Below are 26,013 nucleotides of genomic sequence, written 5' to 3' on the forward strand. Positions count from 1 at the left end.
GGGAGAGAGAAGGGCCAGAGGTCAGGCCCGGGGCTGCGGGGAGGATTCCTGTTTGCCGTGGGCATAGTTGGACGGACCAGTGCGGCGGAAGTCTTCCCGGAAATGGGTGGGCTCGGGGCCGTTGTCGCCGGCGACGGCATCGGCAAGATAAGCACCAACGATTTTGCTGGCCTGACTAGAGGCATCCAGCAAGCGCACCTGCGCGTGCGCTTCATCGGTGATCAGCTCGGCCTCGGACAACTCCTGAGACCACTGGTCGTCTTCAGTCAGATAAATAACATCACCTTCCAACAGGTCGTTGGCGGTCACCACTTTGGGGGTAAAAGCGCGGGCCATCAGGCGTGCTCCTTCTTAAATTCGGTCAGGGCCGCGGTCGCTTGGCGCGGGGCGAGGCCAAAAAAGGTCAGGGTAGGGCCATCCATTTCGGCGGCGTTCAAATCGGTGGGCAACTGGTCCAGCGTTGTTTCCAGAATGCGCTGATCGGGGCGCGTAGCGTTTTCGATCAACGTCACCGGCGTCTGGCGATCTGCACCGTGCATAATCAGGCGACCCTGAATGAAACGAGCGGACTTTTTGCCCATGTAAATCGCGGCAACCGAACCGGCGCGTGCCAAGGCAGTCCAGTCGTGATCCGCAAACCCTTTCATGTCGTGGCCTGTGAGAAAGCGTACCGACGAGTTGCGCCCACGCCGTGTCAGGCTTTGACCGATTCCGGCAACTGCCGCCGAAGCGGCGGTGATGCCCGGAACAATCCGCCACGAGATACCAGCAGCCTCAACCGCCTCGATCTCTTCATCCAGACGGCCAAATACGGTCGGGTCGCCGGACTTCAGGCGCACGACGCGCTGACCTTTCAAGGCGTGCTCAACCAGCAGGGCGTCAATGTCTTCCTGTTTCCACGATGGGCCGAAACCGGCCTTGCCGACATCGACCAGTTGGGCGGTCTTGCCGGCCAAGGCCAGGACCTCATCACTGATCAGACGGTCATGCAGAACAACATCCGCGCGCTCGAAGGCGTTCAGTGCCTTGAGCGTCAGCAATTCCGGATCGCCCGGACCCGCGCCGACAAAGTCGACATGTCCTGTGCCATCATATGATTGCGTAAGCTGCATTTCGTGTCCCGAGTGTGGTTTGACTTGTGTTACAATATAGGAAATATTCCCGCCAATACGCCATATAGGCGAACAAATAAGGACAAATGTTCCACGCCAACGGCAAAACGGGACATTGGTTTCGAAACGAAGGGAAATTTGGAATGTCGGTGCGGATTGATGATACGGATCGGAAAATTCTGGTCGAGCTGCAGCGGGACGCCAGTCAATCGCTGGACGAAATAGCCGCTCGTGTCGGCAGTTCCAAGACGCCGGTCTGGAATCGGATACGCAAGCTGAAAGGGGCCGGTGTGATCGGGCAGCAGACCGTTTTGCTGGACGCCGAAGCGCTGGGATTTGAAGCTACGTTTTTTGTTCTGATCCGCACCTCAGAGCACGAGGCTGACTGGCAGCACAAGTTCCTCAAGGCCCTGCGTGACAGGCCCGAAGTGCAAGAAGCGCATCGGCTGGCCGGGGACATCGACTATATCTTGAAGGTGCGGGTCAAGAACGCGCGTGCCTATGACGAATTCTATCAGGCGCTGATTTCAGAAGTGCGCGTGCACAACGTGACAGCCTTGCTGTCGATGGAAGAGATCAAGTCCACCACCATGTTGCCTCTGAAAGCGCTGATCGAAAGCTAGGTCTGCACCATCAGTTTGGTCAGCCCGTGGAAATGGTACGTGTTCGAAAACTCGGGCTCGGTGCTCAGGCGCAGGTTCGGATATCTGTCGAACAGCGTGGACAGTGCGATGCGCATTTCCATCCGTGCCAGAGGGGCGCCAACGCAAAAGTGCAGGCCGCCACCGAAACTGGTGTTCGTGACGATGGCGCGGGTGGGATCAAACCTGTCCGGGTTGCTCCAGACGGCAGGATCCCGGTTCGCAGCGCCCAATAGTAGCGCGACCTCATCACCACGTTTGAAACTGTGCCCAAATGCGTCGATGTCTTCATAAGCATAACGGGTGAACATGTGCAGCGGCGGGTCAAAGCGCAGAATCTCTTCTACCGTGCGATCGATGCTGTCCGGCGCAAAGTGTTGCGGTCCGATGCCATTTTGCAAAACGGTCTTCACGCCGTTTCCAAGTGAATGCACGGTCGCTTCGTGCCCGGCATTCAAAAGCAGGATGCAGGTGGCGACCAGCTCTTCGCGTGAGAGCTTTTCGCCATCTTCTTCGGCCACGATCAACCGTGTGATCAGATCGTCCTGCGGATCGCTGCGGCGCTGCTCGATGTAGTTGATCAGAAAGTCGGTGAATGCTTGAGATGAGGCTGCGGCAGCGGTCTCAGTCTCGGGCGTACGGCTGGCTTGATACATCGCCACCATATCATGTGACCAGCGTAGCAGACTGGGTGACATATCCTCGGGCACGCCCAGAAGGCGGCAGATCGTGATGACCGGAACTTGGGTGCAAAAGGTAGAGAGCAAATCGAACGGTTGGTCGGGAAATGCGTCAATCAAAGAATGGGTTAGGTCGTGAATCGAAGGTTCCAGTGCTGCAATGGCACGCGACGTGAATGCCCGCATCACCAATGCGCGCAAACGTGTGTGTCTTGGCGGTTCGGCTTCCAGCAACGAATGCGCCTCGACCACCAGCCAAGGGGCAAGATACGCCGGACCTGGGGTTCGCATTTCTTCGGGTACTTCCCGACCAAAGCGGCGGTCTTTCAAAAGCGCCGAGACCGCCCGGTGTGATACAGCCGCAACTTTCCCATAGTCCTCCCAATAGACCAGATCACCGCACGCGCGGGCCTGATCATAGAACGGGTAGGGGTTCTGCACGAATTCCGGATCGACCGGAGATTGAAATACCGTCTTCATGCGGCGCAGACTTGCCATGCGGCGCGCCGAATGCAAGACCCTATATCATGCAACGCGTTTGGGTCATTCTGGGATTTTTGTTTGCTGTCGGCCTGTTGACCGCAGGGGTCTGGTCCTATGGCTACCGTCAAGCGCTGTCGCAGCTCAGCGAAAAGGCCGAGGCTGACCTTGAACTGGCTGCCGACCGGCTCAGCACTCAGATGCAGGTATATCAGGAACTGGCAGTGCTGATGGCCACGCATCCGGTCCTGCGCGCCCTAGAGACACCGGTGCAACAACGGGCAGCGCGCGCGATATTGCTGGACGTCGCCGACAAAACCTCGGCCGTCAACATGATGTATCTTGACCGAAGCGGGCAGGTGCTGGCCTCGGCGCAGCCGGTTGTGTGGCCAAACATGGCGAACCACCCCGCGTTTCGGCGCGCTTTGCAGGGCGCAATGGGCAGCGCGCACGGTGTTGTGGAAAGCAGCGGGGATCGCACCTATTCCTACGCCGCCCCGGCCTTTGGCGATGCTGGTCAGGTCGAGGGTGTATTAATCGTTGTGGCCGATGTGCAGGATGTGGAACAGACCTGGCGCGGCAGTACCGAGGCGGTGTTCTTCACTGACGGGGACGGCGTCGTGTTTATCTCAAACCGATCGGATTTGTTGTTTTGGCACCGGGACGAAGGACAGTTGGGCCTGACACCCCCAGACGGCGAGGTGGTCGATTTTGCCTCGGTTCTGGTCGGTCCGCACGAGGTCTGGGAACTGAATTGGGGGCGGTATCTGCCTAGCCGCGCTTTACACCTGATGCTGGACTTGCCGGTGATCGACATGACGGCTGAGGTTCTGGTCGATGTGGCCCCCGCGCAGCGTTTGGCGGGGTTGCAGGCGGCGACCGTTGCTGCAATCTGTCTGGCCTTCGGCGCGCTGTTGTATCTGGCGACCGAACGCAGGCGCACATTGGCCGAGGCCAACACGATTCTGGAAAGCCGGGTCGCGCAACGGACGCATGCGTTGACAGCTGCAAACACGGCACTGCGCCACGAAGTGCGTGAACGTGAAGACGCAGAAGCGGCGCTGAAACACGCTCAGGAAGAGCTGATCCAGGCCGGTAAACTCAGCGCGTTGGGTCAGATGTCGGCGGGTATCAGTCACGAACTGAACCAACCGCTGATGGCAATTCAGCAATTCGCAGATAATGGCGCGGCTTTTCTATCCCGCGGCCGGGATGAGAAAGCGTCGGAGAACCTGACGCGTATCTCTGCCATGGCGGCGCGCATGGCGCGCATCATCAAGAACCTGCGCGCCTTTTCGCGCAACGAAAGTGAACCGATGGGCAAGGTTAACCTGGTTCAAGTGATCGATACGGCGGTCGAGTTGACCGAGGCGCGGTTGCGGACCGAGGATGTCCGTATGGATTGGGCCCCGCCCAATAACCCGGTTTACGCATGGGGCGGCGAGGTGCGGTTGGTTCAGGTGTTCGTCAACCTGATTAACAATGCCGCCGACGCGATGAGTGGGCAAAACGACCGCCTCATCCGCATTGCGATCGACCGCGGCGACAAGCTGGCCGTGACTGTCCGCGATATCGGCCCGGGCATCGAAAACTCGGAAAAACTGTTCGAACCGTTCTATACGACCAAGGCTGTCGGATCCTCTGAGGGGATGGGGCTTGGGCTTTCGATTTCGTATGGTCTGGTGCAAAGCTTTGGAGGTAATATCCGGGGCGCAAATCTGGACACCGGGGCATTGTTTACGGTCGAGCTTGAGCCTTTCACGGAGCACGAGGTCGCATGACGCGGAAAATTCTACTGGTTGATGACGACGCTGCCGTCCGCGAAGCTTTGGCTCAAACGCTTGAGCTGGCAGATTATGATCCGGTTACGGCGGGATCCTTTGTGGCAGCTAAAGACCATATTCGCGCCGACTTTCTGGGTGTGATCGTTTCGGACATCCGTATGCCGGGCCGGGATGGTTTTCATCTGCTGAACTACGCGCGTGAGGTAGATCCAGATTTGCCCGTTGTTCTGTTGACCGGTGAGGGCGACATCCCGATGGCGGTGCAGGCCATGGGACAGGGAGCTTTTGATTTTCTGGAAAAGCCATGTGCGGCGGCGGACCTGCTGCCCGTGTTGGAACGAGCCTTTGACGCGCGCGCGCAGGTGATCGAACAGCGTGCCCTCAAATCAGAGCTTGAGCGCGGCGACCCCGCAGCGCGGCTTTTGTTCGGCCTGTCCGCACAGGCCGAGGCCCTGCGTGAACGGGTCCGATCCGTCGCCCCCACCGGGGCAGAAGTTCTGGTAACCGGGCCACCGGGCAGCGGGATATCGAAAGTGGCCGAAGTCGTTCATCTGATGTCGCCGGTCGGGCAGGGGCCGTTCGTCAAACGCCCGGCCTCAGGGCTGACGCCCGAGGGGTTGGTGCGCGTGTGCGAAGATGCGGCCGGTGGGTCGTTGTTCCTGGATGAGGTTTCGGCCATGCCAGACGCCACGCAATACGCCGCGCTTGAAATGATAGAGCAGGGCACCGGTTCACGGATCGTCGCGGGAACGACCGCAGATCTGGCGGCGCTGTCAGAGCAGGGCCAATTCAATGCCGACCTGTTTTATCGCCTGGATGTCATGCGTGTACGCATCCCGTCGCTGGCGGAACGGCCGGAAGATATACCAGTGATCTTTCGCCATTACGTCGCGCAAGCGTCAGAACAGGCGGGCATTGCCGAGCCCGAGATCACCTCGGAGCAACTTGCGTCATTGATGGCCAGCGACTGGCCGGGTAACGCCAGATCACTGATGTCGGCGGCGATGCGGTTCGTGTTGGGGATGCCGGAAGAGGTTGCACGTGCCGCTGATCTGGGCCTGAACGAGCAAATGGCACGCGTAGAGCGGTCGTTGTTGATTGCGGCACTGGGTCGGCACAATGGCAAAGCCTCGGATGCGGCAAGTGCGTTGAAACTGCCGCGCAAGACTTTTTACGACAAACTGGCGCGCTATCAGATTCGCCCAGAAGACTATCGGCGCTAACGGGGGCACCCGCCGCCTTTGGCCGCATTATCATGCATTTAAAGCCGTTGGGCCGGGCAGCCTGTATTCGCAGGCTGCGGGTAGTCACCAGAGAATCAGGGGGTGAGTCGTTCGATCTGATTCGAAGTGCGTGCGGAAATCCGCACAGCCGGGGGAATAAATGTGCGGATTTTCGCACAGCGGGTAGTGTCACTGCCTTTTAATGGCGGGGAAGTGCCTTCTAAAACTATGAAGTGAAACAAAAATATTTGAACCTTCCGAATTTCGAACAAAAAGTTGAGCGGCGCCCCTTGATTCGCTTCACTGCGCCACATGAGACGCCGATCTGGCGTTGACTAAAGGTTTCATGGAAGTCTGGGAGGAAAAGACAGATGAAATTCCTGACAACTGCCGCGACCGCGCTGGCGTTGAGTGTTACAGCAACCGCCGGTATGGCCGCGTGTGATGACGGCGAGATTGTCGTCAAGTTCGCGCATGTGACGAACACGGACAAACACCCCAAGGGCATCGCGGCATCGCTGCTGGAGCAGCGCGTCAATGACGAGATGAATGGCGTGATGTGCGTTGAGGTCTATCCGAACTCGACGCTCTATAATGATGACAAGGTGCTTGAAGCAATGCTTCAAGGCGACGTCCAGCTGGCCGCGCCGTCGTTGTCGAAGTTCGAGAAGTTTACCAAACAGTTCCGTCTGTTCGACCTGCCGTTCATGTTCAAGAACATCGACGCAGTTGATGCATTCCAAGCTTCGGCTGATGGTCAGGCGATGAAAGACAGCATGCAGCGCCGCGGCCTGCAAGGGCTGGCGTTCTGGCACAATGGCATGAAGCAGATGTCGGCTAATAAACCGCTTGAGGCTCCGTCGGATGCCGAGGGCCTGAAATTCCGTGTTCAATCCTCGGACGTTCTGGTTGCCCAAATGGAAGCCATTGGCGGCAGCCCGCAGAAGATGGCGTTCTCGGAAGTTTACGGCGCGCTGCAACAAGGCGTTGTGGATGGCCAAGAAAACACCTGGTCGAACATCTATGGCAAGAAGTTCTTCGAAGTGCAGGACGGCATCACCGAGACCAACCATGGCATCATCGACTATCTGGTCGTGACATCGGTTGATTGGTTGGACAGCCTTGATCCCGAGGTGCGCGATCAGTTCCTGACCATTCTAAGCGAAGTGACTGAGACACGGAACAAGGAAGCCTTCTCGGTGAACGAAGCAGCCAAGGCCTCGATCACTGATGCCGGCGGCATCATCCGCGAACTGAACCCCGAACAGCGCCAGGCCTGGGTCGATGCGATGAAGCCCGTTTGGGACCAGTTTTCCGACGACGTAGGTCAGGATAAGATCGACGCCGCTCAGGCCATCAACGCCGGGTTCTGATCCCGGTTGAGGCCGCGTGTCCAAAGACTGGGGAGTGGCGGACACGCAGGCTGGGCGGGCCGTAATTTGGCCCGCCACACCTAACTCTCATCACCAATAATGTGGGGACAGAAAAATGTCTGGTTCGAAACCCGGCCAAGGCGGGCTGGTCGACCATATCGAAGAGACCATGATTGCCGCTCTGTTGGGCGTGATGACGGTCGTAACCTTCGCCAACGTGATCGCGCGTTTTGTGTTTAACTCCAATATCCTATGGGCGCTTGAGCTGACGGTTTTCACCTTTGGCTGGCTGGTGTTGCTGGGGGCCTCTTATGCGGTCAAGAAACACGCGCATCTGGGTGTTGATGCAATCCTGAACATGCTGGCCCCGGCGCCACGCCGCATTCTGGCGCTGATATCAGTGGCGTGCTGTCTAGTGTTCTCGCTTCTGCTTCTGAAAGGGTCGTATGACTACTGGGCTGTGTTTGCGGACCTGCCGCCAACATCGGGCCGCTGGTTCCCGACCGGGTTCAATTTCGACGCACGCAGCCAGAGTTTCTATGAAGTGGACGATATACCGATGGTCGCGCCGCTGCGCTTCCTCGAGGATCTGATCAACTACGGCGAGGGGTATGAAAAATTGCCCAAGGTGGTGCCGTATCTGGTGTTGCCGGTGTCGATGCTGCTTCTAGTGATCCGCTTTGCTCAGGTCGCAGTACAAATCTGGCGTGGTGAGACCGACCGTCTTGTTGCCAGCCACGAAGTCGAGGACGAGATCGAAGAAGTCCGGGCTCAGCAAGGAGAGCATGACTAATGGACGTCGTACTTCTATTCTCTATGGTCATCGGCCTGTTGCTGATCGGTGTGCCGATTGCGGTGGCCCTGGGTCTCAGCTCGACCCTGTTTCTGCTGATTTATTCCGACAGTTCGTTGGCTTCGGTCGCGGGAACCCTGTTCGAAGCCTTTGAAGGCCACTTTACACTGTTGGCGATCCCGTTCTTCATTCTTGCGTCGTCCTTCATGACGACCGGTGGAGTGGCGCGGCGGATCATCCGCTTTTCCATCGCCTGTGTCGGGCACTTGCCGGGCGGCCTGGCGATTGCGGGTGTCTTTGCCTGTATGTTGTTTGCCGCGCTGTCGGGATCGTCACCGGCGACTGTTGTGGCCATCGGTTCTATCGTCATCGCCGGTATGCGGCAGGTTGGCTATTCCAAGGAATTCGCTGCGGGTGTGATCTGTAACGCGGGTACGCTGGGCATTCTGATCCCGCCGTCCATTGTAATGGTGGTCTATGCCGCCGCCGTTGAGGTCTCGGTCGGGCGGATGTTCCTTGCGGGCGTCATTCCGGGCCTGATGGCGGGTCTGATGCTGATGGTCACGATCTACGTTATGGCCAAAGTCAAGAATCTGCCCAAGGGTGAATGGAAAGGTTGGGGCGAGATCTTTATCTCGGCCCGCGAAGCCGGTTGGGGTCTGTTCCTGATCGTCATCATTCTGGGTGGTATTTATGGCGGTATCTTCACACCGACCGAAGCTGCTGCTGTCGCTGCCGTCTACGCCTTCTTTATTGCCAGCTTTGTCTACAAGGACATGGGTCCGCTTAGCACCAATGGGGATGGGCAGAACATTCCGCTGTTGAAAAAGCCTTATGCTTTGGTCACGGCGTTCTTTCACCCCGACACCAAGCACACGCTGTTTGAGGCCGGTAAGTTGACGGTGACTTTGCTGTTCGTCATCGCCAACGCGCTGATCCTCAAGCACGTGCTGACAGATGAACAGGTGCCTCAGCACATCGCTAGTGCAATGCTATCGGCGGGTCTGGGGCCGGTTACCTTCCTGATTGTGGTCAACGTGATCCTGCTGATTGGCGGTCAGTTCATGGAACCTTCGGGACTGTTGGTCATCGTGGCACCTCTGGTGTTCCCGATCGCCATCGAGTTGGGCATCGACCCGATCCATTTGGGCATTATCATGGTGGTGAATATGGAGATTGGGATGATTACGCCTCCGGTCGGACTGAACCTGTTCGTGACTTCGGGCGTGGCCGGTATGCCGATGATGAGCGTTGTGAAGGCGGCGCTGCCGTTCCTGGCCGTGCTTTTCGTCTTCCTGATCATGGTGACTTACATACCGTGGATTTCGACCTTCTTGCCCAATACCTTCATGGGGCCAGAGATCATTACGAACTAGCGGTTTCTGTGAAAGAATAGAGGGCCGGGTCTTTCGTCAGACCCGGCCTTTTTTTTGCGTGCGGAATCGATCCAGACAACCGGAAACCCATTCGATACCACCCTAAACGCGAACCCATCAGTTTCGTATCACCGGTTGAATTGCCGCATTAAAAGTTTCATCTCGTCAATCGGGCGTCGATCGTTTGCCCGCCCGGGTGTCCTTAGGTGCTCAATTAAGTGTCCGACCTCTTGAACCCGGGTACAGTGGGTATATCTTTCAGCCGAGGACGACCTCGCCTTGTTGGCTGATCATTCGGGACGACCCGAAGAGATATGAGGTGTCCAAATGCCCTGGATATTATTGCTATTCGCTGGCCTTCTGGAAATTGTCTGGGCCGTCGCCATGAAGCAATCTGCCGGTTTCACACGCCTATGGCCTACGGCCCTGATGGGCGTGTCGATGATCGGATCGTTCGGATTGCTTGCCCTTGCGATGCGCGATCTGCCTTTGGGCACGGCCTATACGATCTGGACCGGAATCGGTGCAGTCGGGGCCTTTATGGTCGGCGTAATGTTTCTGGGTGAGGCGCTGACTGCGCCCCGCCTAGTCGCGGCGGCCCTGATTGTGGCCGGGCTGGTGACGATGAAATTGGCTTGACTTCAGGCCTTTTGCAGGGCGTCGATAATGCCGGAAAAGTCCTGGGCTTTCAGGCTTGCGCCGCCCACCAAAGCCCCGTCCACATTAGAGACTGCAAAGATTTCGGCTGCATTTCCCGGTTTGACCGAACCACCATAGAGCAAACGGACCGAGCGGCCGACACCTTCGCCAAATCGACGCTCCAGCCGGGCGCGGATGAAGTCGTGCACTTCTCCGATCTCGTCCAGGGTGGGAACCTTGCCGGTGCCAATAGCCCAGATTGGCTCATAAGCGACGATCAGGTTTTCGCCGGTTGACTGGTCTGGGATCGAACCGGACAACTGTCCGCCGATTATGTCCAGCGTGTTCGCGGCCTCACGCTGCTCCAGGCTTTCGCCGACGCAAATGATGGCTTTCAGGCCCGCGTCCATCGCGGAACGTGCTTTGGCGCGCACATCCTCATTCTGCTCGTCGTGATCTTCGCGCCGCTCTGAATGCCCAAGAATGACGGCTCTTGCCCCTGTATCAACCAGCATCTGAGCACTGACATCGCCGGTATGTGCGCCGGATTCGGCTGCATGGCAATCCTGACCGCCGACATCAATTCCGGTGTCTTTCACCGCCTCTGCCGCGCGATGCAGTAGGGTTGCCGGTGGGCAAATCAGGACGTCCACGGATGCATCAGGAAACGATGTAGCCAGCGACTGAAGCTCAGGCAATGCAGCCGCGGTTCCGTTCATTTTCCAGTTTCCAGCTGCCAGCTTGCGCCGCATAACGCGTACCCCCAAATAAGTCGTTGTTTGCTCATCGGATAGCACCACCAGCCGAGCCTGACAATTCCGGTTGCAAAGGTCCGACCACAACGGCAGGTTCCGCGTTATTGTGGAGGGCGGCATGATCGACGATCTGGATCTGAGAAAACTGGATGAACGCGAGGCTTCAGAGATGGCAATGCTGCAGCATGCCATTGGTGAAGTTGGGTTTTTAACGGTATCGAACACCGGGTTGAACCCCGATCAAGTCCGAAACGTGATCGAGGCGTATCGCGACTTCTTCCATTTGCCGGACGTCCAGAAAAAAACCGTTGATATGGCGATGACGGGTTCAAACCGAGGGTGGGGCGCGCCGCGATCAGAACAGGTCGACCCCAAGGCCAATCCGGATTTCAAGGAAGTGTTCGACTGTGGTTTCGAATTGCCTGCGGGAAATTCTTATGCCGGAAAAGGGCTCAGTGTGTATGCTCCGAACCTGTGGCCGAATAATCCTGTAGAATTTCAAGGTATTATCAGAGCTTACTACATTGACGCTTGCAATGTGGCGATGCGCGTTCTTCGGGCCATTGCGGTCGCTTTGGGCCGGGATACACTCAGTTTTGATCGCGCCTTTGACACGCCTATGGCTCTATTGCGCGGGAACTACTATCCAGAACGCCCGGTGTGGGCAGGTGATCTGGATTTTGGCATCGGGGCGCACACTGACTATGGGTGTCTGACATTGCTGGCCACGGACGGGGTCTCAGGGCTTGAGGTCCGCATGCCGGATGATCGCTGGCAACCTGTCTCTGCGGCGCCTGGTACATTCATCATCAACTTTGGAGAGATGCTGGAATTCTGGACCGCCGGAAAAGTCAAAGCCACCGAGCATCGCGTCATAGGCGGGACGCAGGAACGCATTTCGGTCCCACTGTTCTTTAACCCGTCCTACGACACCAACGTTGCTCCGCCAAGCTCAGGCAAAACGATCAGCGCAGGTGACCATCTTACACGGCGCTACAACGAAACCTATCTGCACCTGCAGGCGACTTAGTTTTGTGTGGAAAGCGTCTCGTCAAATTTGATGGATTCGCCGCAACCGCAAGCGTCCACAACATTCGGGTTGCGGAACTTGAACCCGGCTTCCAGAAGCGAGACCTCATAGTCGATTTCAGTTCCGAACAAGAACATCTGCGCCATTGGCGCGATCATGATGCGGGCACCGTCCTGTTCGACCACTTCGTCGTTGGTATCGGCTTCATCCACGTAGTCCATGGTGTATTCCATGCCAGCGCAGCCGCCTTTCTTGACGCCAATGCGCAACCCTGCATGACCGCCGGACGCCATCAGGCGTGCGATCTGCTCGGCCGCTTTGGTCGTCATTGTCACGGCCTGTTTGCCGGGAATGCCAAACATGGTGGTCTCCGTTGCGCTACGTTATCCCTAATCTAGGGCCGAGAGGCGTCAGGCTCAAGACATAGCAGACCTGCTGACCTAAGTTTTACCGGCAGTGACGCTGCCAAACGACCAATTGCCACAGCAAACTTGCGTCCCTCACGGTCTTCGCCTTAGCCTGACGGTTGTAACAAGATATTTGAGCGAAGGGCGAATGAAGATGGTGAAGATCAGGCATTTCCGCAGAAAAATCATAACGATGCAAGCTGTAGCCACAGTCTTTCTGACCGCAGGTTTGGGGCATGCAGCAACGGATGGCGCACGGCATCCGGTAAATTGCGCTACCGCCGAGGGGGATCTTCGGGCCATCGCAGCAGAAAAGAAGCACGCAGAAGACCAGCAGGCAGAAAGTATCATTGCGATCACTCCTGCCGGTGCATTGCTGGGACTGGTCACGGGAACCGAGCAAAAAAGGCTCAGCATGTTGAATGGCGATTACGTCAAAGAGCTGGATCAACGCGCGGCCGAGATAAAATCGACCTGCGGCGTGGAATAGGCCGCTCGGGTCCTATAATGTAAAAAGGGCTGCCTCGGTTCATGGGCAGCCCTTTTTGTTATCCTTCAATGCTTTACTCGGTAAAGCTGAGCGAAAGTCTACATGAATCCCAGTTCAAGACGTGCTTCGTCTGACATCATCTCCATGCCCCAGGGGGGCTCCCATGTCAGCTCGACGTCAACCTCTTTGACGCCAGCGACTGGTTCGATGGCCTCGACAATCCAGCCCGGCATTTCACCGGCGACCGGGCATCCGGGTGCGGTCAGTGTCATGATGACTTTCACCGCGTTTTCCTTGGTGATGTCGATCGTGTAGATCAGACCCAGATCGTAGATATTCACCGGAATCTCGGGATCGAAGACGGATCTGCAAGCCTCGACCACGGAATCGTAGAGTGGATGATCGATGGTCGAAGGCGCGATCAGCGGCGTACCTTCGAACTGTTCACTTGGATGGGTCATTCGTGCCTCGGGGCTGTTACCTGAGAAATTATATAGGGAAAGGCTGGGGCAGCGTCCAGTGGTGCCGTGTGGCCCCCGGGACGCTGCGTCGATTTGGATCAATCGTTGATATCGTGGCGGAAGGTTTTCACCTGGCCATGGGGCAGGGCGAACATGCGCCGCAGGATCAGCCAGGCCACAAGCGAAAGACCCGCAAAGATCAAAAGCAAGACCGCCAGGCTCGGGGCAAAACCGGGGATCACAAGCAAAAGCCCTGTGACCGCCGCTCCAATCGCAAAGCCAAGAAAGATGAACCCCGGCAAGACGATCTCAAGTATGCCCAGAGCTAGCGCTCCGGCCAGCCAGAGCCACCATGTTAGCCAGAAGGGATCAGCCATTACTTTCCTCCTTTCAACATCTTGAAGGCATCGCCAAAGGCCTCAAGCGCATTGGCGGGAACCACGATGGTTTGCGACCCGGTGCCGTTACCCAGCGCGTTCAGGGATTCGACCTGCTTCAACGCAACCTGATACTGGGCAGCCTCGATACCATTGTCCTGAATGGCCTTGGCGACCACGCCGGTTGCATAAGCTTCGGCCTCTGCCTGGATACGGCGGGCTTTTGCGGTCTGCTCGGCCGCATAAAGTTCCGCGTCCGCATTCAATTCGACCGAACGTTTTTGACCTTCAGCCTCGGTCACCTGCGCTCGGCGGGCACGTTCCGCGTTCAACTGTTGTAGCATCGCATCCCGTGTGGCCTGATCCAGGTTTACGTCCAGTATCTCGGCGCGGGTGACTTCGATCCCCCAGTCGTCAACGGCAGTTTCGACGCTTTCCTGAATGCGTTCAATCAGTTGCGCGCGATTGGACTGCACCTCATCCAGATCCATTTTACCGATTTCGGCACGGACGATACCTGCAACGGTTGTTGCAATCGCTCCGTCGACGTCACGGATACGGTACACGGTCTTTTCCGGTTCAAGAATGCGGTAGAACACCGAGGTATCGATCTGAACCAGAACGTTGTCCTTGGTGATCGCGTCCTGCGTCGCATTCGGTAGCTGGCGTTCAAGAATGGATATCTTGTGACGCGCAACATCAAGAAAAGGAACGATAAAGTTGATTCCGGGGCCAAGCACCGAGTGCAGGCGGCCAAAGCGTTCAACCACGTATTTTTCGGACTGAGGCACAATTTTGATGCCTTTGAAAATAACGACGACAATCAGAACTGCCGCAAGCAGGTAAATGATGTTCGATGTTAGCAACCCAATGATCTGTTCTTCGGTCATATCTGTCCTCTGTATTATTGTGTACTATGGTATACACTTGGGGATTGACTCGCCCATTTTCAACTCTGGTATGGCGGGAATGGGGATAGATGCAAATCTCTGAAAACCACAATGTAGCGTGGAATATTTTGAATGTGGCTGCTTTGCATCCGGTTGTGATTGCGCTATCGGGCGGGGATGAAACTGATAATTGACACAGATCCGGGCATCGACGATGCGATGGCCATTGCCTATGCCGCCGCTGCACCAGAAATAGACCTGATCGGCCTGACCACGGTTTTCGGCAACACGCATGTGCACCAATCCAGCCGCAACGCGCGGTTCTTGCTCCATAAACTGGGACTGGACGCGCCAGTGGCTGAGGGGGCGCCGCTTCCAGTTGGTGCGACCACATACGACCCGTCCGAGCACGTGCACGGCCCCGAAGGATTCGGTGATTTGACTGACATCCCGCAGATTGGGGAAAATCACCCCCTGACGGCGGCCGAATTCCTTGTCGAGCAGGCGCGGGAACACAAGGGTGAGCTGGTCGTCTGCGCCATTGGTCCGTTGACCAATGTCGCCGATGCCATGCGGTTGGACCCAGAGTTTGCAGGCAACATCAAGCGACTGGTGATCATGGGCGGTGCCGTGTTTTGCCCCGGGAACATCACAGAGCATGCCGAGGCCAACATCTATCACGATGCGCAGGCCGCGGATGCAGTGTTCGCGTCTCCGCCAGATACAGTTCTGGTCGGCTTGGATGTCACGCTGAAAACTCTGTACGAGACTGCGGATTTTGATGCATTGGCGGCGCGTTCCGCTGACATGGGCGGTTTCCTGCGCGACATCTCGAAATTTTATCTGAAGTTCTACAAGGATATCGGCGGATTGGAAGGGTGCGGCCTGCACGACTCGACGGCTGTGATTGCCTGTACCCACGAACCCATGTTCGAGATAGTCGAAACCGGGCTTCAGGTTGAGGTAGATGGTCCGCAAATCGGGGCAACCCGACCGGATGCCAACAGACCAATGGTGCGCGTATGCCGGGATGTAGATGGGGCAGGGGTTGTCAGCCTGTTCACTGACCGCGTTGCGTCATTGCCCTGACGGCTTGCAATACCAGCGGAGATCGGGCAATTGCTGCCCGGTTCAGCGACCCTGAGGCATTCACATGACAGACCGTTTCTCATTTGACCTGAAAGCCACGGATGGCAAAGCACGCACCGGGGTAATCCATACTCTACGCGGTGAGGTGCGCACGCCGGCCTTTATGCCGGTTGGCACCGCGGCAACGGTCAAAGCGATGATGCCGGAAAGCGTACGCGCCACAGGGGCGGACATCCTGCTGGGCAACACCTATCACCTGATGCTGCGCCCGACCGCTGAACGGATCGACCGTCTGGGCGGGTTGCACAAGTTCATGAATTGGGAACGGCCGATCCTGACGGATTCCGGTGGGTTCCAAGTCATGTCATTGGCCGGGTTGCGCAAGCTGACCGAAAAAGGCGTGACCTTCAAATCGCATATCGATGGCTCGCGCCACGAATTGACGCCTGAACGGTCGATGGAGATTCAGCGCCTGTTGGGGTCCGACATCGTTATGTGTTTCGACGAATGCCCAGCGTTGCCCGCTGACCGGGATCGCATTGCCGAATCGATGCGCCTGTCGATGCGGTGGGCTGAGCGGTCGCGTGACGCTTTCGGGGATCGCCCGGGTCATGCCTTGTTCGGCATTCAGCAGGGCGGACTAGAGCAGGATTTCCGCGAGGAATCGGCCGAGGCGCTGAAAGAAATCGGTTTTGAGGGCTACGCCGTCGGTGGACTTGCCGTGGGTGAAGGCCAAGAGGCGATGTTCGACGTGCTGGACTTTGCGCCGGATATGCTGCCGGTCGATAAACCACGTTATCTGATGGGCGTTGGAAAACCGGATGATATCGTCGGCGCCGTTGCGCGTGGCATTGACATGATGGATTGTGTGCTGCCGTCCCGCTCGGGGCGCACAGGGCAGGTATTCACGCGCTACGGCGTGGTGAACATCAAGAATGCCCGCCATTCAGACGATCCGCGTCCATTGGATGAACACTGCACATGTCCCGCCTGTTCAAACTACTCCCGCGCTTATCTGCACCACGTGTTCCGTTCGAATGAAATGATTTCGGGCATGCTGCTGACCTGGCATAATCTGCACTATTTCCAAGAGATCATGCAGGGCATGCGTGACGCCATCGCTGCCGGAACATTCGATGCCTGGCAGGTCGAGTTCCATGCACTGCGAGCGCAAGGCGATATAGAGCCTGTTTGATAGGCGCTTGGTGTTTTGATGATCAAAATCACCGAATAGTCCATCAGGTGCCTTGCAGTCCCGTACACCTCAGGTCATTCTCATCACGAGAGATGGCGGTAAGGTTGAAATAGGGCGGTAACTGCCCCACCTTTATCGTCCAAGACAGGAGACGGCCGAGCGTTGCCTCGATGAGGGACCAGAGCCGTCTTGCCAATGATAAGGATAGAGCATGCAAGAGCCCCTGAACTCCTCATACCCAGTGCTGCCGCTGCGCGATATCGTGGTTTTCCCGCATATGATCGTGCCGCTGTTCGTCGGTCGGGAAAAATCCGTCCGGGCGCTGGAAGAAGTGATGCAGGACGACAAGCAGATTCTGTTGTCCAGCCAGATCGACCCGAGCGACGATGACCCAACCGAGGACGGCATCTACCGGTCCGGTGTGCTGGCCAATGTACTGCAATTGCTGAAATTGCCGGACGGCACCGTGAAGGTGCTGGTCGAGGGCCAAGCCCGTGTGATGATCACGGAATTCCTTGAAAACGAAGAATTTTTTGAGGCCCGCGCCGAGTACCTGACCGAGATTCCTGGCGACGTTACGACAACCGAAGCACTGCAGCGCACTGTTGCGGATGAATTCGAGCGTTACGCGAAAGTGCGTAAAAACATCCCAGAAGAAGCGTTGACCGCAGTTGGAGAATCCACCGAACCGGCAAAGCTGGCTGACCTTGTGTCGGGTCACTTGGGGATTGAAGTCGAACAAAAGCAAGATCTGCTGGAAACCCTAAGCGTCAGCGAGCGACTTGAGAAGGTCTATGGCCTGATGCAGGGCGAAATGTCGGTTCTGCAGGTCGAGAAAAAGATCAAGACCCGCGTCAAAACCCAGATGGAGAAGACGCAGCGCGAGTACTATCTGAATGAGCAGATGAAGGCCATTCAGAAGGAACTTGGCGATGGCGAAGACGGCAGCAATGAAGTTGCCGAACTGGAAGCTAAAATCGAAGAGACCAAGCTGTCCAAAGAGGCCCGTGAAAAGGCCGAAGGCGAGCTGAAAAAGCTGCGGAACATGAGCCCGATGTCGGCTGAGGCCACCGTCGTACGCAACTATCTGGACTGGATTTTGGCCTTGCCGTGGGGCACCAAATCCCGCGTGAAAAAAGATCTGGGCCGCGCGCAGGACATTCTGGATGCCGATCACTATGGCCTTGAGAAGGTCAAGGAACGGATCGTCGAATATCTGGCTGTTCAGCAGCGGTCGAAGAAGCTGAAGGGGCCGATCATGTGCCTTGTTGGCCCTCCGGGTGTGGGTAAAACCTCACTTGGTAAGTCGGTTGCACGTGCGACGGGGCGCGAGTTCATTCGCATCTCGCTGGGTGGTGTACGCGACGAATCCGAGATTCGAGGCCACCGTCGAACCTATATCGGTTCGATGCCTGGTAAGATCATCCAGGCGCTGAAAAAGGCGAAGACCACAAACCCGCTCATCCTGCTCGACGAGATCGACAAGATGGGGCAGGACTTCCGTGGTGACCCGGCTTCGGCGATGCTCGAGGTGTTGGACCCGGAGCAGAACAGCACATTCATGGACCACTACCTTGAGGTCGAATACGACCTGTCCAACGTGATGTTCCTGACCACATCCAACAGCTACAACATGCCTGGGCCTTTGCTGGACCGGATGGAGATCATTCCGCTGGCCGGTTACACCGAGGACGAAAAAAGCGAGATCGCCAAGCAGCATCTGATCAGCAAGCAGGTGAAGAACCATGGCCTGAAGGCCAAAGAGTTCGAACTGACCGATGACGCGCTGCATTCGATCATCCGCACTTACACGCGGGAAGCTGGCGTTCGGAACCTAGAACGTGAAATCGCCAAGGTGGCCCGGAAGTCGCTGACCAAGATCATCAAAAAAGAGGCGGAATCAGTAACGGTGACGCCAGAAAATCTTGATGAGTTCCTAGGCGTTCCCAAGTTCCGCTATGGCCTGGCCGAACAGGACGATCAGGTTGGTGTTGTCACCGGTCTGGCGTGGACATCGGTCGGTGGTGATCTGTTGCATATCGAGGCGCTGAAACTGCCGGGCAAGGGTCGGATGAAGACCACCGGCAAGCTGGGCGATGTGATGAAGGAATCCATCGATGCGGCGTCGTCTTATGTGCGGTCAATTTCGCCTCAGATTGGGGTGAAGCCACCCAAGTTTGACAAGATAGACATCCACGTGCACGTGCCGGATGGTGCGACTCCGAAAGACGGGCCTTCGGCTGGTCTGGCCATGGTGACCTCGATCGTATCCGTGCTGACCGGTATTCCGGTTCGTAAGGACATCGCGATGACGGGTGAGGTTTCGTTGCGTGGCAACGCGATGCCGATTGGTGGTTTGAAAGAGAAACTGCTGGCGGCCCTGCGCGGTGGCATCAAGACTGTTCTGATCCCGGAAGAGAACGAAAAGGACCTGGCCGAGATCCCGGACAACGTGAAAGAAGGTCTGAAGATCATTCCGGTAGAGCACGTGTCCGAAGTTCTCAAACTGGCACTGGTACGTGAGCCGGAAGCGATTGAGTGGGATGAGGCCGCCGAAGAGGCTGCCGCAGCCGCTGCGAAGGCCACTGAAAGCGCAAGCCCGTCTGCCACGACGCACTAAGCGATAGGCGATAGACAAAGAAAAGGCGGGGTTTTCCCCGCCTTTTCTTTTTCAGAAGCCGATAACAGGTTTCTTCGGGTCCAGAACCTCTTCCTCGGCAATGTAAGTCTGAAACTTTTTGGCGGACAGGGAGGATCGGACCGCTAGACCAAAAATGATGACTGAAAACAGGACGCACAGCAAAATATCCCAACCGAAGGGGATTTGCTTAAGCGCACCTTCCCCGAACTGTCCCAGGAACGAGATCAGGCCGATCCCTCCGAAATAGGGAACCAGCCACAGGGCCTCGGTCACGTCCATTTCGTCCAGCCGATTATGAAACCGTGCCAGAAGAAGAACAAACCCGACGATCAACGCGATGCCAAGCCGCCAAACGGTGTCCCATCCGCTCCAATAGACGATGAGCGTGGCGACAGCGAAGGCTGTGATGGCCACCACTTTGACAAAGGGAATGCGAATGGACCGCAGGTGGTCCGGCATCAGGCGTCGCAAGCACACAACGGCGATTGGCCCAACCGCAAAAGATACGACTATGGCCGCGCCATTCAGGGCAATAACGGTGGTGAACGGGACCGTAAGAAGGAACAGAATTCCAATCAGAAAGTTCAGCGCCAAGGCCCACAAGGGCACCCCAAATGAGGACAGTATTTGCAAACGCTTTGGCAGGAACCCGTTCTGTGACAAGGCCATCGCGATACGCGCGTTCGAGCCGGTGGACACCAAACCGTTGCCAAAGGGTCCAATGACCGAGCCGATATTCAAAACGCTCAGGAACCAGACGATCCCAACCGATAGGATGACCCCGTCCAATGGCCCCTGACCGCTAAAATTCAGGCTTGCCCAGCCGTTCTTCAACATCTCCGGGTCAAGTGCGCCGATAAACGCAATCTGTAATCCGACGTAAATGGCTGCACACAGAATGATGGACAGCACCAGTGCCGCAGGAATGGCGACTTTGGGGTTTCGAACCTCACCAGCCATATCGACCACATGGCGGAAACCGATGAAGGAAAAGATGACGCCTCCGGTTGAAACAGCCGCCATGATACCCTGCAAACCGTACGGCGCAAAACCACCCGGTTGGGTGAAGTTCCCGGTGTCAAATCGACTTGCGATCAGTAGAACCGACAGAACGATAGGAATGGCAATTTTCGCCCATGTCAGCGTCGCGTTGACTTGCGTGAAGAATTTTACCCCCAACGCATTAATGACTACGAACAACAACATGAAAAACAACGCCACGGCGATACCCGCGCCGGTCAAATCGCCCGTATCGGCTGTGTGCAGCCACGGTGCATAAGGCCCAAGGTATTTAAGCATCGCCTCGACCTCAATCGGGGCGGTGGTGTTGTACCCAATCCAGGCGGTCCACCCCATTGCCATCGAAACGATGTTCCCGTGCGAAAACTGGGGGACGCGGGCGATCCCTCCGGGAATGGGCAGCATGGCCGAAATCTCTGCGAAGGTTATCGCAAGAACGAACATGGCCACCGCGCCAATGATCCACGAAAGGATAGCGGCAGGACCTGCGTGTTGAACTGCGAGGAGGGGGCCGAACAACCAGCCGGAACCGATAATTCCACCGACCGAAATGAAGGTCAGGCCAACAAGGCCAATATCCCGTTTCAATTTGGCCATGCGAAACCCCGTGCTTCAGCGCCGGTTGATCACACGGCAGATGCAAGAACGATACGCAGTTGAAATGCAAGCTGGCAAGCATTGTAATTTCAAGGCCTTAGAAGGCGTTGATTCTGAGGAAGTGGAATGGTGGGTGATAAGAGATTTGAACTCCTGACATCTTCGATGTGAACGAAGCGCTCTACCACTGAGCTAATCACCCGTAGGCGCTGCTGTTACAGCGACTCGGATTGGTTGGCAAGATGGCCGGTGGTGAATTCGATCCAGCTCATGAAATGCTGGTTTTCCGGCCTCGGGGGTGGGTGGCTCAATCGGAAAAAATCAGGTTCTTCGAAAAAACTTCAAAACGCCGCTTGACGATGTCGGGGCGTAGCCATAATACACCCAAACGTTCAGCGATGAACAGACAGCGGGCGGTTGTAGCTCAGATGGTTAGAGTACCGGCCTGTCACGCCGGGGGTCGCGGGTTCGAGCCCCGTCAACCGCGCCACTGCTGTCAGCCTGGATCCGGGTTAAGGGATCACGAAAATAGATGCGCGGTTGTAGCTCAGTTGGTTAGAGTACCGGCCTGTCACGCCGGGGGTCGCGGGTTCGAGCCCCGTCAACCGCGCCATTTTCCACAAAGTCAGCGGTAAATTCGTAATTTGTGCCACGCTTCTGCGTGTCAAATGCGATGCTGCTTTGTCGGATCGGCGAATAGATGACGGTTCTTGCTTTGTTCTAACTTTTCTGTTGGAGTTCCAGCGTCGTTCACCTATTTCTAAGACACTTGTGTGTTGGGGGCCAAAAATGGCTGAGCTGAAGAATATCGAAGTGCGCGGAGCGCGCGAACATAACCTCAAAGGTATCGACGTGGACATCCCACGTGATCAGCTTGTGGTGATCACCGGGCTGTCGGGGTCTGGTAAGTCGTCTTTGGCTTTCGACACGATCTATGCCGAGGGCCAGCGGCGTTACGTTGAAAGCCTGTCAGCCTATGCGCGCCAGTTTCTGGACATGATGGAAAAGCCGGATGTGGACCACATCAGCGGCCTTTCACCGGCCATCTCGATTGAACAGAAGACTACATCCAAAAACCCGCGTTCGACCGTCGGAACGGTCACCGAGATCTATGACTATATGCGCTTGTTATTCGCCCGGTCCGGAACGCCGTACAGCCCGGCCACTGGGCAGCCGATTGAGGCGCAGCAGGTTCAGGACATGGTCGACCGCATCATGACGATGGAGGAGGGGACGCGAGGATACCTGCTCGCCCCCATCGTGCGCGACCGCAAAGGCGAATACAAAAAAGAATTCCTTGAACTGCGCAAGCAGGGTTTTCAGCGCGTTAAGGTCGACGGAGAATTCTACGAACTGGATGAACCGCCCACGCTGGACAAGAAATATCGCCATGACATTGATGTCGTCGTCGACCGGTTGGTCGTGCGCGAAGGGCTGGAGACCCGGCTGGCCGACAGTTTGCGTACTGCTTTGGACTTGGCCGACGGTATCGCCGTTCTCGAAACCGCGCCGCGTGAGGGCGATCCGGAACGGATCACGTTTAGCGAGAACTTTGCTTGCCCGGTCAGCGGCTTCACCATTTCTGAAATCGAACCCCGTTTGTTTTCGTTCAACGCTCCGTTCGGGGCGTGCCCGGATTGTGATGGTCTGGGTGTCGAGCTGTTCTTTGACGAACGCCTTGTGGTGCCGGACCAGACCCTGAAACTGTACGACGGGGCGTTGGCGCCCTGGCGCAAGGGAAAGTCGCCGTACTTCCTGCAGACCATTGAAGCGATTGCCCGACACTATGAGTTCGACAAGAACACGCCGTGGAAGGACCTGCCGCCAAAGGTGCAGCAAGTGTTTCTGCGCGGTTCCGGCGACGAAGAAATCCAATTCCGCTATGATGAAGGCGGGCGGGTCTATCAGGTCACCCGCAGCTTTGAGGGCGTGATCCCGAATATGCAGCGCCGCTATCGCGAGACCGACAGCGCATGGATCCGTGAAGAGTTTGAGCGGTATCAGAACAACCGACCCTGTGGTGCCTGTGAAGGCTATCGCCTACGTCCCGAGGCGCTGGCGGTAAAGATCGCAGGCATGCATGTTGGGCAGGTCGTGCAGATGTCGATCCGCGAGGCTTTGGCCTGGATCGAAGATGCACCGAACCATCTAAGTGTCCAGAAGAACGAAATCGCACGCGCCATTCTCAAGGAAATCCGCGAGCGGCTGGGGTTTCTGAATAACGTTGGTTTGGAATACCTTACGCTGTCCCGCTCAAGTGGTACCTTGTCTGGTGGTGAAAGCCAGCGCATTCGTCTGGCCAGCCAGATCGGATCTGGTTTGACAGGAGTTTTGTACGTTCTGGATGAACCGTCCATTGGTCTGCACCAGCGGGACAATGATCGCTTGCTTGGGACGCTAAAGAACCTGCGTGACCAGGGTAACACAGTGATTGTCGTCGAGCATGACGAGGAAGCAATCCGCGAGGCGGATTATGTATTTGACATCGGGCCGGGGGCTGGAGTGCATGGTGGTCAGGTTGTCAGCAAAGGCACACCTGATCAAATCGCGGCTGATGCGGCCTCGATGACCGGGCAATACTTGTCGGGAACCCGCGAGATCTCGGTCCCGGCTGAGCGACGCAAAGGGAACAAAAAGAAGGTGACGGTTGTCAAAGCGACCGGGAACAATCTGAAGAACGTGACGGCGGAGTTTCCGCTCGGCAAGTTTGTCTGCGTCACCGGCGTTTCCGGAGGCGGAAAATCGACGCTTACGATTGAGACGCTATTTAAAACTGCCTCCATGCGTTTGAACGGCGCACGGCAAACGCCGGCGCCCTGCGAAACCATCAAAGGGTTGGAGCATCTGGACAAGGTCATCGACATTGACCAGCGCCCCATCGGGCGAACTCCGCGTTCGAATCCAGCGACTTACACCGGGGCCTTCACGCCGATCCGCGATTGGTTTGCCGGTCTGCCCGAGGCAAAGGCGCGCGGCTATAAGCCCGGACGGTTCAGCTTTAACGTCAAGGGTGGTCGTTGCGAGGCCTGTCAGGGTGACGGTGTCATCAAGATTGAGATGCATTTCCTGCCCGATGTTTACGTCACCTGCGAAACCTGTAAAGGCGCGCGGTACAATCGCGAAACGCTGGAGATCAAGTTCAAAGGCAAGTCTATCGCCGATGTCCTTGATATGACCGTCGAAGACGCGCAGGAGTTCTTTAAGGCCGTGCCGTCGATCCGCGATAAAATGGACGCACTGGCGCGGGTCGGGCTTGGTTATATTAAGGTTGGGCAGCAGGCGACCACACTTTCGGGTGGCGAGGCGCAGCGCGTGAAGCTTTCAAAAGAATTGTCCAAACGCTCGACCGGGCGGACTCTGTATATTCTGGATGAACCAACCACTGGCCTACATTTCGAAGACGTGCGCAAGTTGTTGGAAGTGCTGCATGAACTGGTCGATCAGGGCAATACTGTCGTTGTGATTGAACACAATCTGGATGTCGTCAAAACCGCCGACCACATCATTGATATCGGCCCGGAAGGCGGCGATGGCGGTGGCGAAATCGTGGCAACCGGGACGCCCGAGAATGTGGCCGAGGTCGACCGCAGCCATACCGGCAGGTATCTCAAACCGATGTTGGACGGTGCGCGCGTTGCTGCGGAATAGTGCAGTTCTTTAGTAAAGAATATCAGCCACTGCGCCGATCAGGTTCAGCACCTTTTGCGTTTCGGGGTCGACACGATAAACGTAATCGCCCGCGCGAATGTAGGATCCGCCGCGATTCAGACCATAACGGTAGGGATCATTGATCCAGCGGTAGTCGCGCGTGATATAGTCGCCCTTTTTGTACTGGTTTTTTACCTGACCCGGCGGAACACAGGGCACTGCTTTTTTTGCCAAGCCTGGCGGGCAATGACCCGCCTTACTCTTTCCGTTCCCTGCAATTGCTGTAGCCGGACTCAATGAAAGCGCGACAATGGTCAAAGTAACAGACAGAATTCGCGACATCATGTTTCCTTTCGCGTTAAAGCGCGGTTAGGAAACAGATGGCCGCTGTTTGTCTGCCGGTCAACCCGATGGGCAGGAAGTCGCCACCCTGTGGCGACTAGCCCCTGGTACGGTTTTCAAAACGTGGCAGCATGGCGGAAAAATCCTTGCCCAGCCCGTCTTCGGATTCGACGAATTTCTCATAAAGCGCCGTTGCAACCTGTCCCATGGGCGTGTCTGCGTCCGAACTTTCAGCAGCTTGCTGGCTGAGGCGAAGATCTTTCAGCATCAGTTCAGCCGCGAAACCGGGCTGATAGTCGTTGTCCGCGGGACTTGCAGGGCCGACACCTGGGGCAGGGCAATAGGCGTTCATCGTCCAGCTATAGCCCGAAGACGTGCTGACCACATCGAACATCTTTTGCCGGTCCAACCCAAGCTTGTCGGCCAGCGCAAAGGCTTCGCAGGTGGCGATCATGGTTACGCCCAGGATCATGTTGTTGCAAATCTTGGCCGCTTGACCAGCACCGGATTCGCCGCAATGCACGGCTTTCTGACCCATAATGTCGAACAGCGGCGATGCCTTTTCAAACGCCGCGTCGCTACCGCCAGCCATGAAGGTCAGCGTACCCGCTGCCGCACCGCCGATGCCACCCGACACCGGGGCGTCTACTGCGAGTACGTCCGCTTCCTTGGCCTGCTCAGCGACGGCGCGGGCGCTGTCGACATCGACCGTTGAACAGTCGATCCAGACCGCTCCGGGCGCCATGGCGGGAATGATCTCATTTGCCACCGCCCGCAGGATCTGTCCATTAGGCAGCATCGTCACGACGATGTCGGCATCGGTCGCGGCCTCAGGGCCGGAGCTGGCCATAGTGACACCCGGCACGGTGACATCCGCCATATCAAAGCCGCTGACATCATGCCCTGCTTTGGCAAGGTTGGCCGCCATCGGATTGCCCATGTTGCCCAGACCGATAAACCCGATTTTCAT

General features: G+C 56.9%; 24 protein-coding genes and 3 tRNA genes. 15 read left to right on the top strand and 12 right to left on the bottom strand.

Annotated features, from left to right (window positions below; all coding sequences use genetic code 11):
* Positions 1-21: 21 nt before the first annotated feature.
* Positions 22-336: a DUF2849 domain-containing protein gene (locus tag AC2FIO_RS01950; RefSeq protein WP_496695334.1), complete on the bottom strand. Its 315-nt coding sequence runs from the start codon at positions 334-336 to the stop codon at positions 22-24.
* The gene (gene cobA, locus AC2FIO_RS01955) at positions 336-1,112 is read right to left on the bottom strand and encodes a uroporphyrinogen-III C-methyltransferase (RefSeq protein ID WP_282168399.1); all 777 of its coding nucleotides are present in this window, start codon (positions 1,110-1,112) and stop codon (positions 336-338) included. The genes AC2FIO_RS01950 and cobA overlap by 1 nt, the downstream gene beginning before the upstream one ends.
* Before the next feature lie 143 nt (positions 1,113-1,255).
* Here cobA and AC2FIO_RS01960 point away from each other — a divergent pair, with 143 nt between their 5' ends.
* Positions 1,256-1,735 carry an Lrp/AsnC family transcriptional regulator gene (locus AC2FIO_RS01960; protein WP_058271489.1) on the top strand — a complete coding sequence of 160 codons (480 nt, stop codon included), beginning with the start codon at positions 1,256-1,258 and terminating at the stop codon, positions 1,733-1,735.
* Here the strand turns inward: AC2FIO_RS01960 and AC2FIO_RS01965 are convergent.
* The gene (locus AC2FIO_RS01965; protein WP_496695336.1) at positions 1,732-2,913 is read right to left on the bottom strand and encodes a cytochrome P450; all 1,182 of its coding nucleotides are present in this window, start codon (positions 2,911-2,913) and stop codon (positions 1,732-1,734) included. The two genes, AC2FIO_RS01960 and AC2FIO_RS01965, sit on opposite strands and share 4 nt — an antisense overlap.
* Before the next feature lie 47 nt (positions 2,914-2,960).
* Here AC2FIO_RS01965 and AC2FIO_RS01970 point away from each other — a divergent pair, with 47 nt between their 5' ends.
* The 6 genes from AC2FIO_RS01970 to AC2FIO_RS01995 all read left to right on the top strand — a co-directional run bounded on the left by AC2FIO_RS01970 (position 2,961) and on the right by AC2FIO_RS01995 (position 10,101).
* Complete coding sequence (locus AC2FIO_RS01970) at positions 2,961-4,694, top strand: sensor histidine kinase (RefSeq protein ID WP_496695338.1); 1,734 nt, start codon at positions 2,961-2,963, stop codon at positions 4,692-4,694.
* Positions 4,691-5,920, top strand: a complete 1,230-nt coding sequence (locus AC2FIO_RS01975; RefSeq protein ID WP_496695339.1) for a sigma-54-dependent transcriptional regulator — start codon at positions 4,691-4,693, stop codon at positions 5,918-5,920. Before AC2FIO_RS01970 ends, AC2FIO_RS01975 begins: the two co-directional genes overlap by 4 nt.
* A gap of 371 nt (positions 5,921-6,291) precedes the next feature.
* A complete protein-coding gene (locus AC2FIO_RS01980) occupies positions 6,292-7,293 on the top strand; it encodes a DctP family TRAP transporter solute-binding subunit (protein WP_058271492.1) in 1,002 nt (333 codons plus the stop codon).
* Between the two features lie 115 nt (positions 7,294-7,408).
* Complete coding sequence (locus tag AC2FIO_RS01985) at positions 7,409-8,086, top strand: TRAP transporter small permease (protein WP_058271493.1); 678 nt, start codon at positions 7,409-7,411, stop codon at positions 8,084-8,086.
* Positions 8,086-9,462: a TRAP transporter large permease gene (locus tag AC2FIO_RS01990; RefSeq protein ID WP_058271494.1), complete on the top strand. Its 1,377-nt coding sequence runs from the start codon at positions 8,086-8,088 to the stop codon at positions 9,460-9,462. The genes AC2FIO_RS01985 and AC2FIO_RS01990 overlap by 1 nt, the downstream gene beginning before the upstream one ends.
* Before the next feature lie 327 nt (positions 9,463-9,789).
* On the top strand, positions 9,790-10,101 hold the full coding sequence (locus AC2FIO_RS01995; RefSeq protein WP_058277821.1) for a DMT family transporter: 312 nt from the start codon (positions 9,790-9,792) through the stop codon (positions 10,099-10,101).
* 2 nt (positions 10,102-10,103) lie between these two features.
* Here AC2FIO_RS01995 and tpiA read toward each other — a convergent pair whose 3' ends face one another.
* Positions 10,104-10,853 (bottom strand): triose-phosphate isomerase, encoded by a 750-nt coding sequence (gene tpiA, locus AC2FIO_RS02000; RefSeq protein WP_472723682.1) that lies wholly within the window; start codon positions 10,851-10,853, stop codon positions 10,104-10,106.
* A gap of 121 nt (positions 10,854-10,974) precedes the next feature.
* Here tpiA and AC2FIO_RS02005 point away from each other — a divergent pair, with 121 nt between their 5' ends.
* A complete protein-coding gene (locus AC2FIO_RS02005) occupies positions 10,975-11,886 on the top strand; it encodes an isopenicillin N synthase family dioxygenase (RefSeq protein WP_108858731.1) in 912 nt (303 codons plus the stop codon).
* On the opposite strand, the gene AC2FIO_RS02010 is transcribed toward AC2FIO_RS02005, so the two are convergent.
* Positions 11,883-12,248 (bottom strand): HesB/IscA family protein, encoded by a 366-nt coding sequence (locus tag AC2FIO_RS02010; protein ID WP_058277823.1) that lies wholly within the window; start codon positions 12,246-12,248, stop codon positions 11,883-11,885. The genes AC2FIO_RS02005 and AC2FIO_RS02010 overlap by 4 nt on opposite strands.
* Before the next feature lie 238 nt (positions 12,249-12,486).
* On the opposite strand from AC2FIO_RS02010, the gene AC2FIO_RS02015 reads away from it, so the two are divergent.
* On the top strand, positions 12,487-12,783 hold the full coding sequence (locus tag AC2FIO_RS02015; RefSeq protein WP_234416530.1) for a hypothetical protein: 297 nt from the start codon (positions 12,487-12,489) through the stop codon (positions 12,781-12,783).
* 98 nt (positions 12,784-12,881) lie between these two features.
* Here AC2FIO_RS02015 and AC2FIO_RS02020 read toward each other — a convergent pair whose 3' ends face one another.
* From AC2FIO_RS02020 to AC2FIO_RS02030, 3 genes are all read right to left on the bottom strand, one after another.
* Positions 12,882-13,244, bottom strand: a complete 363-nt coding sequence (locus AC2FIO_RS02020) for an SUF system Fe-S cluster assembly protein (RefSeq protein ID WP_058271500.1) — start codon at positions 13,242-13,244, stop codon at positions 12,882-12,884.
* A 98-nt stretch (positions 13,245-13,342) separates the two neighbouring features.
* Positions 13,343-13,621 carry an NfeD family protein gene (locus AC2FIO_RS02025; protein ID WP_108858729.1) on the bottom strand — a complete coding sequence of 93 codons (279 nt, stop codon included), beginning with the start codon at positions 13,619-13,621 and terminating at the stop codon, positions 13,343-13,345.
* On the bottom strand, positions 13,621-14,511 hold the full coding sequence (locus tag AC2FIO_RS02030) for an SPFH domain-containing protein (RefSeq protein WP_058277825.1): 891 nt from the start codon (positions 14,509-14,511) through the stop codon (positions 13,621-13,623). The genes AC2FIO_RS02025 and AC2FIO_RS02030 overlap by 1 nt, the downstream gene beginning before the upstream one ends.
* Positions 14,512-14,688: 177 nt before the next feature.
* Here AC2FIO_RS02030 and AC2FIO_RS02035 point away from each other — a divergent pair, with 177 nt between their 5' ends.
* The 3 genes from AC2FIO_RS02035 to lon all read left to right on the top strand — a co-directional run bounded on the left by AC2FIO_RS02035 (position 14,689) and on the right by lon (position 19,415).
* Positions 14,689-15,600, top strand: coding sequence for a nucleoside hydrolase (locus AC2FIO_RS02035; RefSeq protein WP_282118546.1), 912 nt, complete (start codon positions 14,689-14,691; stop codon positions 15,598-15,600).
* Positions 15,601-15,664: 64 nt separating this feature from the next.
* Complete coding sequence (tgt, locus tag AC2FIO_RS02040; protein WP_496695343.1) at positions 15,665-16,795, top strand: tRNA guanosine(34) transglycosylase Tgt; 1,131 nt, start codon at positions 15,665-15,667, stop codon at positions 16,793-16,795.
* A gap of 211 nt (positions 16,796-17,006) precedes the next feature.
* On the top strand, positions 17,007-19,415 hold the full coding sequence (gene lon, locus AC2FIO_RS02045) for an endopeptidase La (RefSeq protein ID WP_058271505.1): 2,409 nt from the start codon (positions 17,007-17,009) through the stop codon (positions 19,413-19,415).
* A 51-nt stretch (positions 19,416-19,466) separates the two neighbouring features.
* Here lon and AC2FIO_RS02050 read toward each other — a convergent pair whose 3' ends face one another.
* Both AC2FIO_RS02050 and AC2FIO_RS02055 read right to left on the bottom strand, forming a co-directional pair.
* The gene (locus tag AC2FIO_RS02050; protein WP_496695346.1) at positions 19,467-21,053 is read right to left on the bottom strand and encodes an APC family permease; all 1,587 of its coding nucleotides are present in this window, start codon (positions 21,051-21,053) and stop codon (positions 19,467-19,469) included.
* A gap of 127 nt (positions 21,054-21,180) precedes the next feature.
* Positions 21,181-21,255 (bottom strand) — tRNA-Val (locus AC2FIO_RS02055).
* 211 nt (positions 21,256-21,466) lie between these two features.
* Here AC2FIO_RS02055 and AC2FIO_RS02060 point away from each other — a divergent pair.
* From AC2FIO_RS02060 to uvrA, 3 genes are all read left to right on the top strand, one after another.
* A tRNA-Asp gene (locus AC2FIO_RS02060) sits at positions 21,467-21,543 on the top strand.
* Between the two features lie 46 nt (positions 21,544-21,589).
* A tRNA-Asp gene (locus AC2FIO_RS02065) sits at positions 21,590-21,666 on the top strand.
* A 176-nt stretch (positions 21,667-21,842) separates the two neighbouring features.
* Positions 21,843-24,701 carry an excinuclease ABC subunit UvrA gene (gene uvrA, locus AC2FIO_RS02070; RefSeq protein WP_496695348.1) on the top strand — a complete coding sequence of 953 codons (2,859 nt, stop codon included), beginning with the start codon at positions 21,843-21,845 and terminating at the stop codon, positions 24,699-24,701.
* A gap of 9 nt (positions 24,702-24,710) precedes the next feature.
* Here uvrA and AC2FIO_RS02075 read toward each other — a convergent pair whose 3' ends face one another.
* Positions 24,711-25,043: a hypothetical protein gene (locus tag AC2FIO_RS02075; protein ID WP_282118530.1), complete on the bottom strand. Its 333-nt coding sequence runs from the start codon at positions 25,041-25,043 to the stop codon at positions 24,711-24,713.
* Between the two features lie 97 nt (positions 25,044-25,140).
* Positions 25,141-26,013 (bottom strand): 3-hydroxyisobutyrate dehydrogenase, encoded by an 873-nt coding sequence (mmsB, locus tag AC2FIO_RS02080; RefSeq protein ID WP_282118529.1) that lies wholly within the window; start codon positions 26,011-26,013, stop codon positions 25,141-25,143.

The sequence above is a fragment of the Ruegeria sp. CDSB086 genome, assembly GCF_059611065.1.

Coding starts and splice junctions, on each gene's coding strand:
- AC2FIO_RS01975 (WP_496695339.1), top strand. CDS start 4,691: ATGACGCGGAAAATTCTACTGGTTGATGACGACGCTGCCGTCCGCGAA.
- AC2FIO_RS02030 (WP_058277825.1), bottom strand. CDS start 14,511: ATGACCGAAGAACAGATCATTGGGTTGCTAACATCGAACATCATTTAC.
- AC2FIO_RS02050 (WP_496695346.1), bottom strand. CDS start 21,053: ATGGCCAAATTGAAACGGGATATTGGCCTTGTTGGCCTGACCTTCATT.
- AC2FIO_RS01960 (WP_058271489.1), top strand. CDS start 1,256: ATGTCGGTGCGGATTGATGATACGGATCGGAAAATTCTGGTCGAGCTG.
- AC2FIO_RS02010 (WP_058277823.1), bottom strand. CDS start 12,248: ATGTTTGGCATTCCCGGCAAACAGGCCGTGACAATGACGACCAAAGCG.
- AC2FIO_RS02005 (WP_108858731.1), top strand. CDS start 10,975: ATGATCGACGATCTGGATCTGAGAAAACTGGATGAACGCGAGGCTTCA.
- mmsB (WP_282118529.1), bottom strand. CDS start 26,013: ATGAAAATCGGGTTTATCGGTCTGGGCAACATGGGCAATCCGATGGCG.
- AC2FIO_RS02035 (WP_282118546.1), top strand. CDS start 14,689: ATGAAACTGATAATTGACACAGATCCGGGCATCGACGATGCGATGGCC.
- cobA (WP_282168399.1), bottom strand. CDS start 1,112: ATGCAGCTTACGCAATCATATGATGGCACAGGACATGTCGACTTTGTC.
- AC2FIO_RS01990 (WP_058271494.1), top strand. CDS start 8,086: ATGGACGTCGTACTTCTATTCTCTATGGTCATCGGCCTGTTGCTGATC.
- uvrA (WP_496695348.1), top strand. CDS start 21,843: ATGGCTGAGCTGAAGAATATCGAAGTGCGCGGAGCGCGCGAACATAAC.
- AC2FIO_RS02020 (WP_058271500.1), bottom strand. CDS start 13,244: ATGACCCATCCAAGTGAACAGTTCGAAGGTACGCCGCTGATCGCGCCT.
- AC2FIO_RS02025 (WP_108858729.1), bottom strand. CDS start 13,621: ATGGCTGATCCCTTCTGGCTAACATGGTGGCTCTGGCTGGCCGGAGCG.
- tgt (WP_496695343.1), top strand. CDS start 15,665: ATGACAGACCGTTTCTCATTTGACCTGAAAGCCACGGATGGCAAAGCA.
- tpiA (WP_472723682.1), bottom strand. CDS start 10,853: ATGCGGCGCAAGCTGGCAGCTGGAAACTGGAAAATGAACGGAACCGCG.
- AC2FIO_RS02015 (WP_234416530.1), top strand. CDS start 12,487: ATGCAAGCTGTAGCCACAGTCTTTCTGACCGCAGGTTTGGGGCATGCA.
- AC2FIO_RS01995 (WP_058277821.1), top strand. CDS start 9,790: ATGCCCTGGATATTATTGCTATTCGCTGGCCTTCTGGAAATTGTCTGG.
- AC2FIO_RS02075 (WP_282118530.1), bottom strand. CDS start 25,043: ATGTCGCGAATTCTGTCTGTTACTTTGACCATTGTCGCGCTTTCATTG.
- AC2FIO_RS01965 (WP_496695336.1), bottom strand. CDS start 2,913: ATGAAGACGGTATTTCAATCTCCGGTCGATCCGGAATTCGTGCAGAAC.
- AC2FIO_RS01985 (WP_058271493.1), top strand. CDS start 7,409: ATGTCTGGTTCGAAACCCGGCCAAGGCGGGCTGGTCGACCATATCGAA.
- AC2FIO_RS01970 (WP_496695338.1), top strand. CDS start 2,961: ATGCAACGCGTTTGGGTCATTCTGGGATTTTTGTTTGCTGTCGGCCTG.
- AC2FIO_RS01950 (WP_496695334.1), bottom strand. CDS start 336: ATGGCCCGCGCTTTTACCCCCAAAGTGGTGACCGCCAACGACCTGTTG.
- lon (WP_058271505.1), top strand. CDS start 17,007: ATGCAAGAGCCCCTGAACTCCTCATACCCAGTGCTGCCGCTGCGCGAT.
- AC2FIO_RS01980 (WP_058271492.1), top strand. CDS start 6,292: ATGAAATTCCTGACAACTGCCGCGACCGCGCTGGCGTTGAGTGTTACA.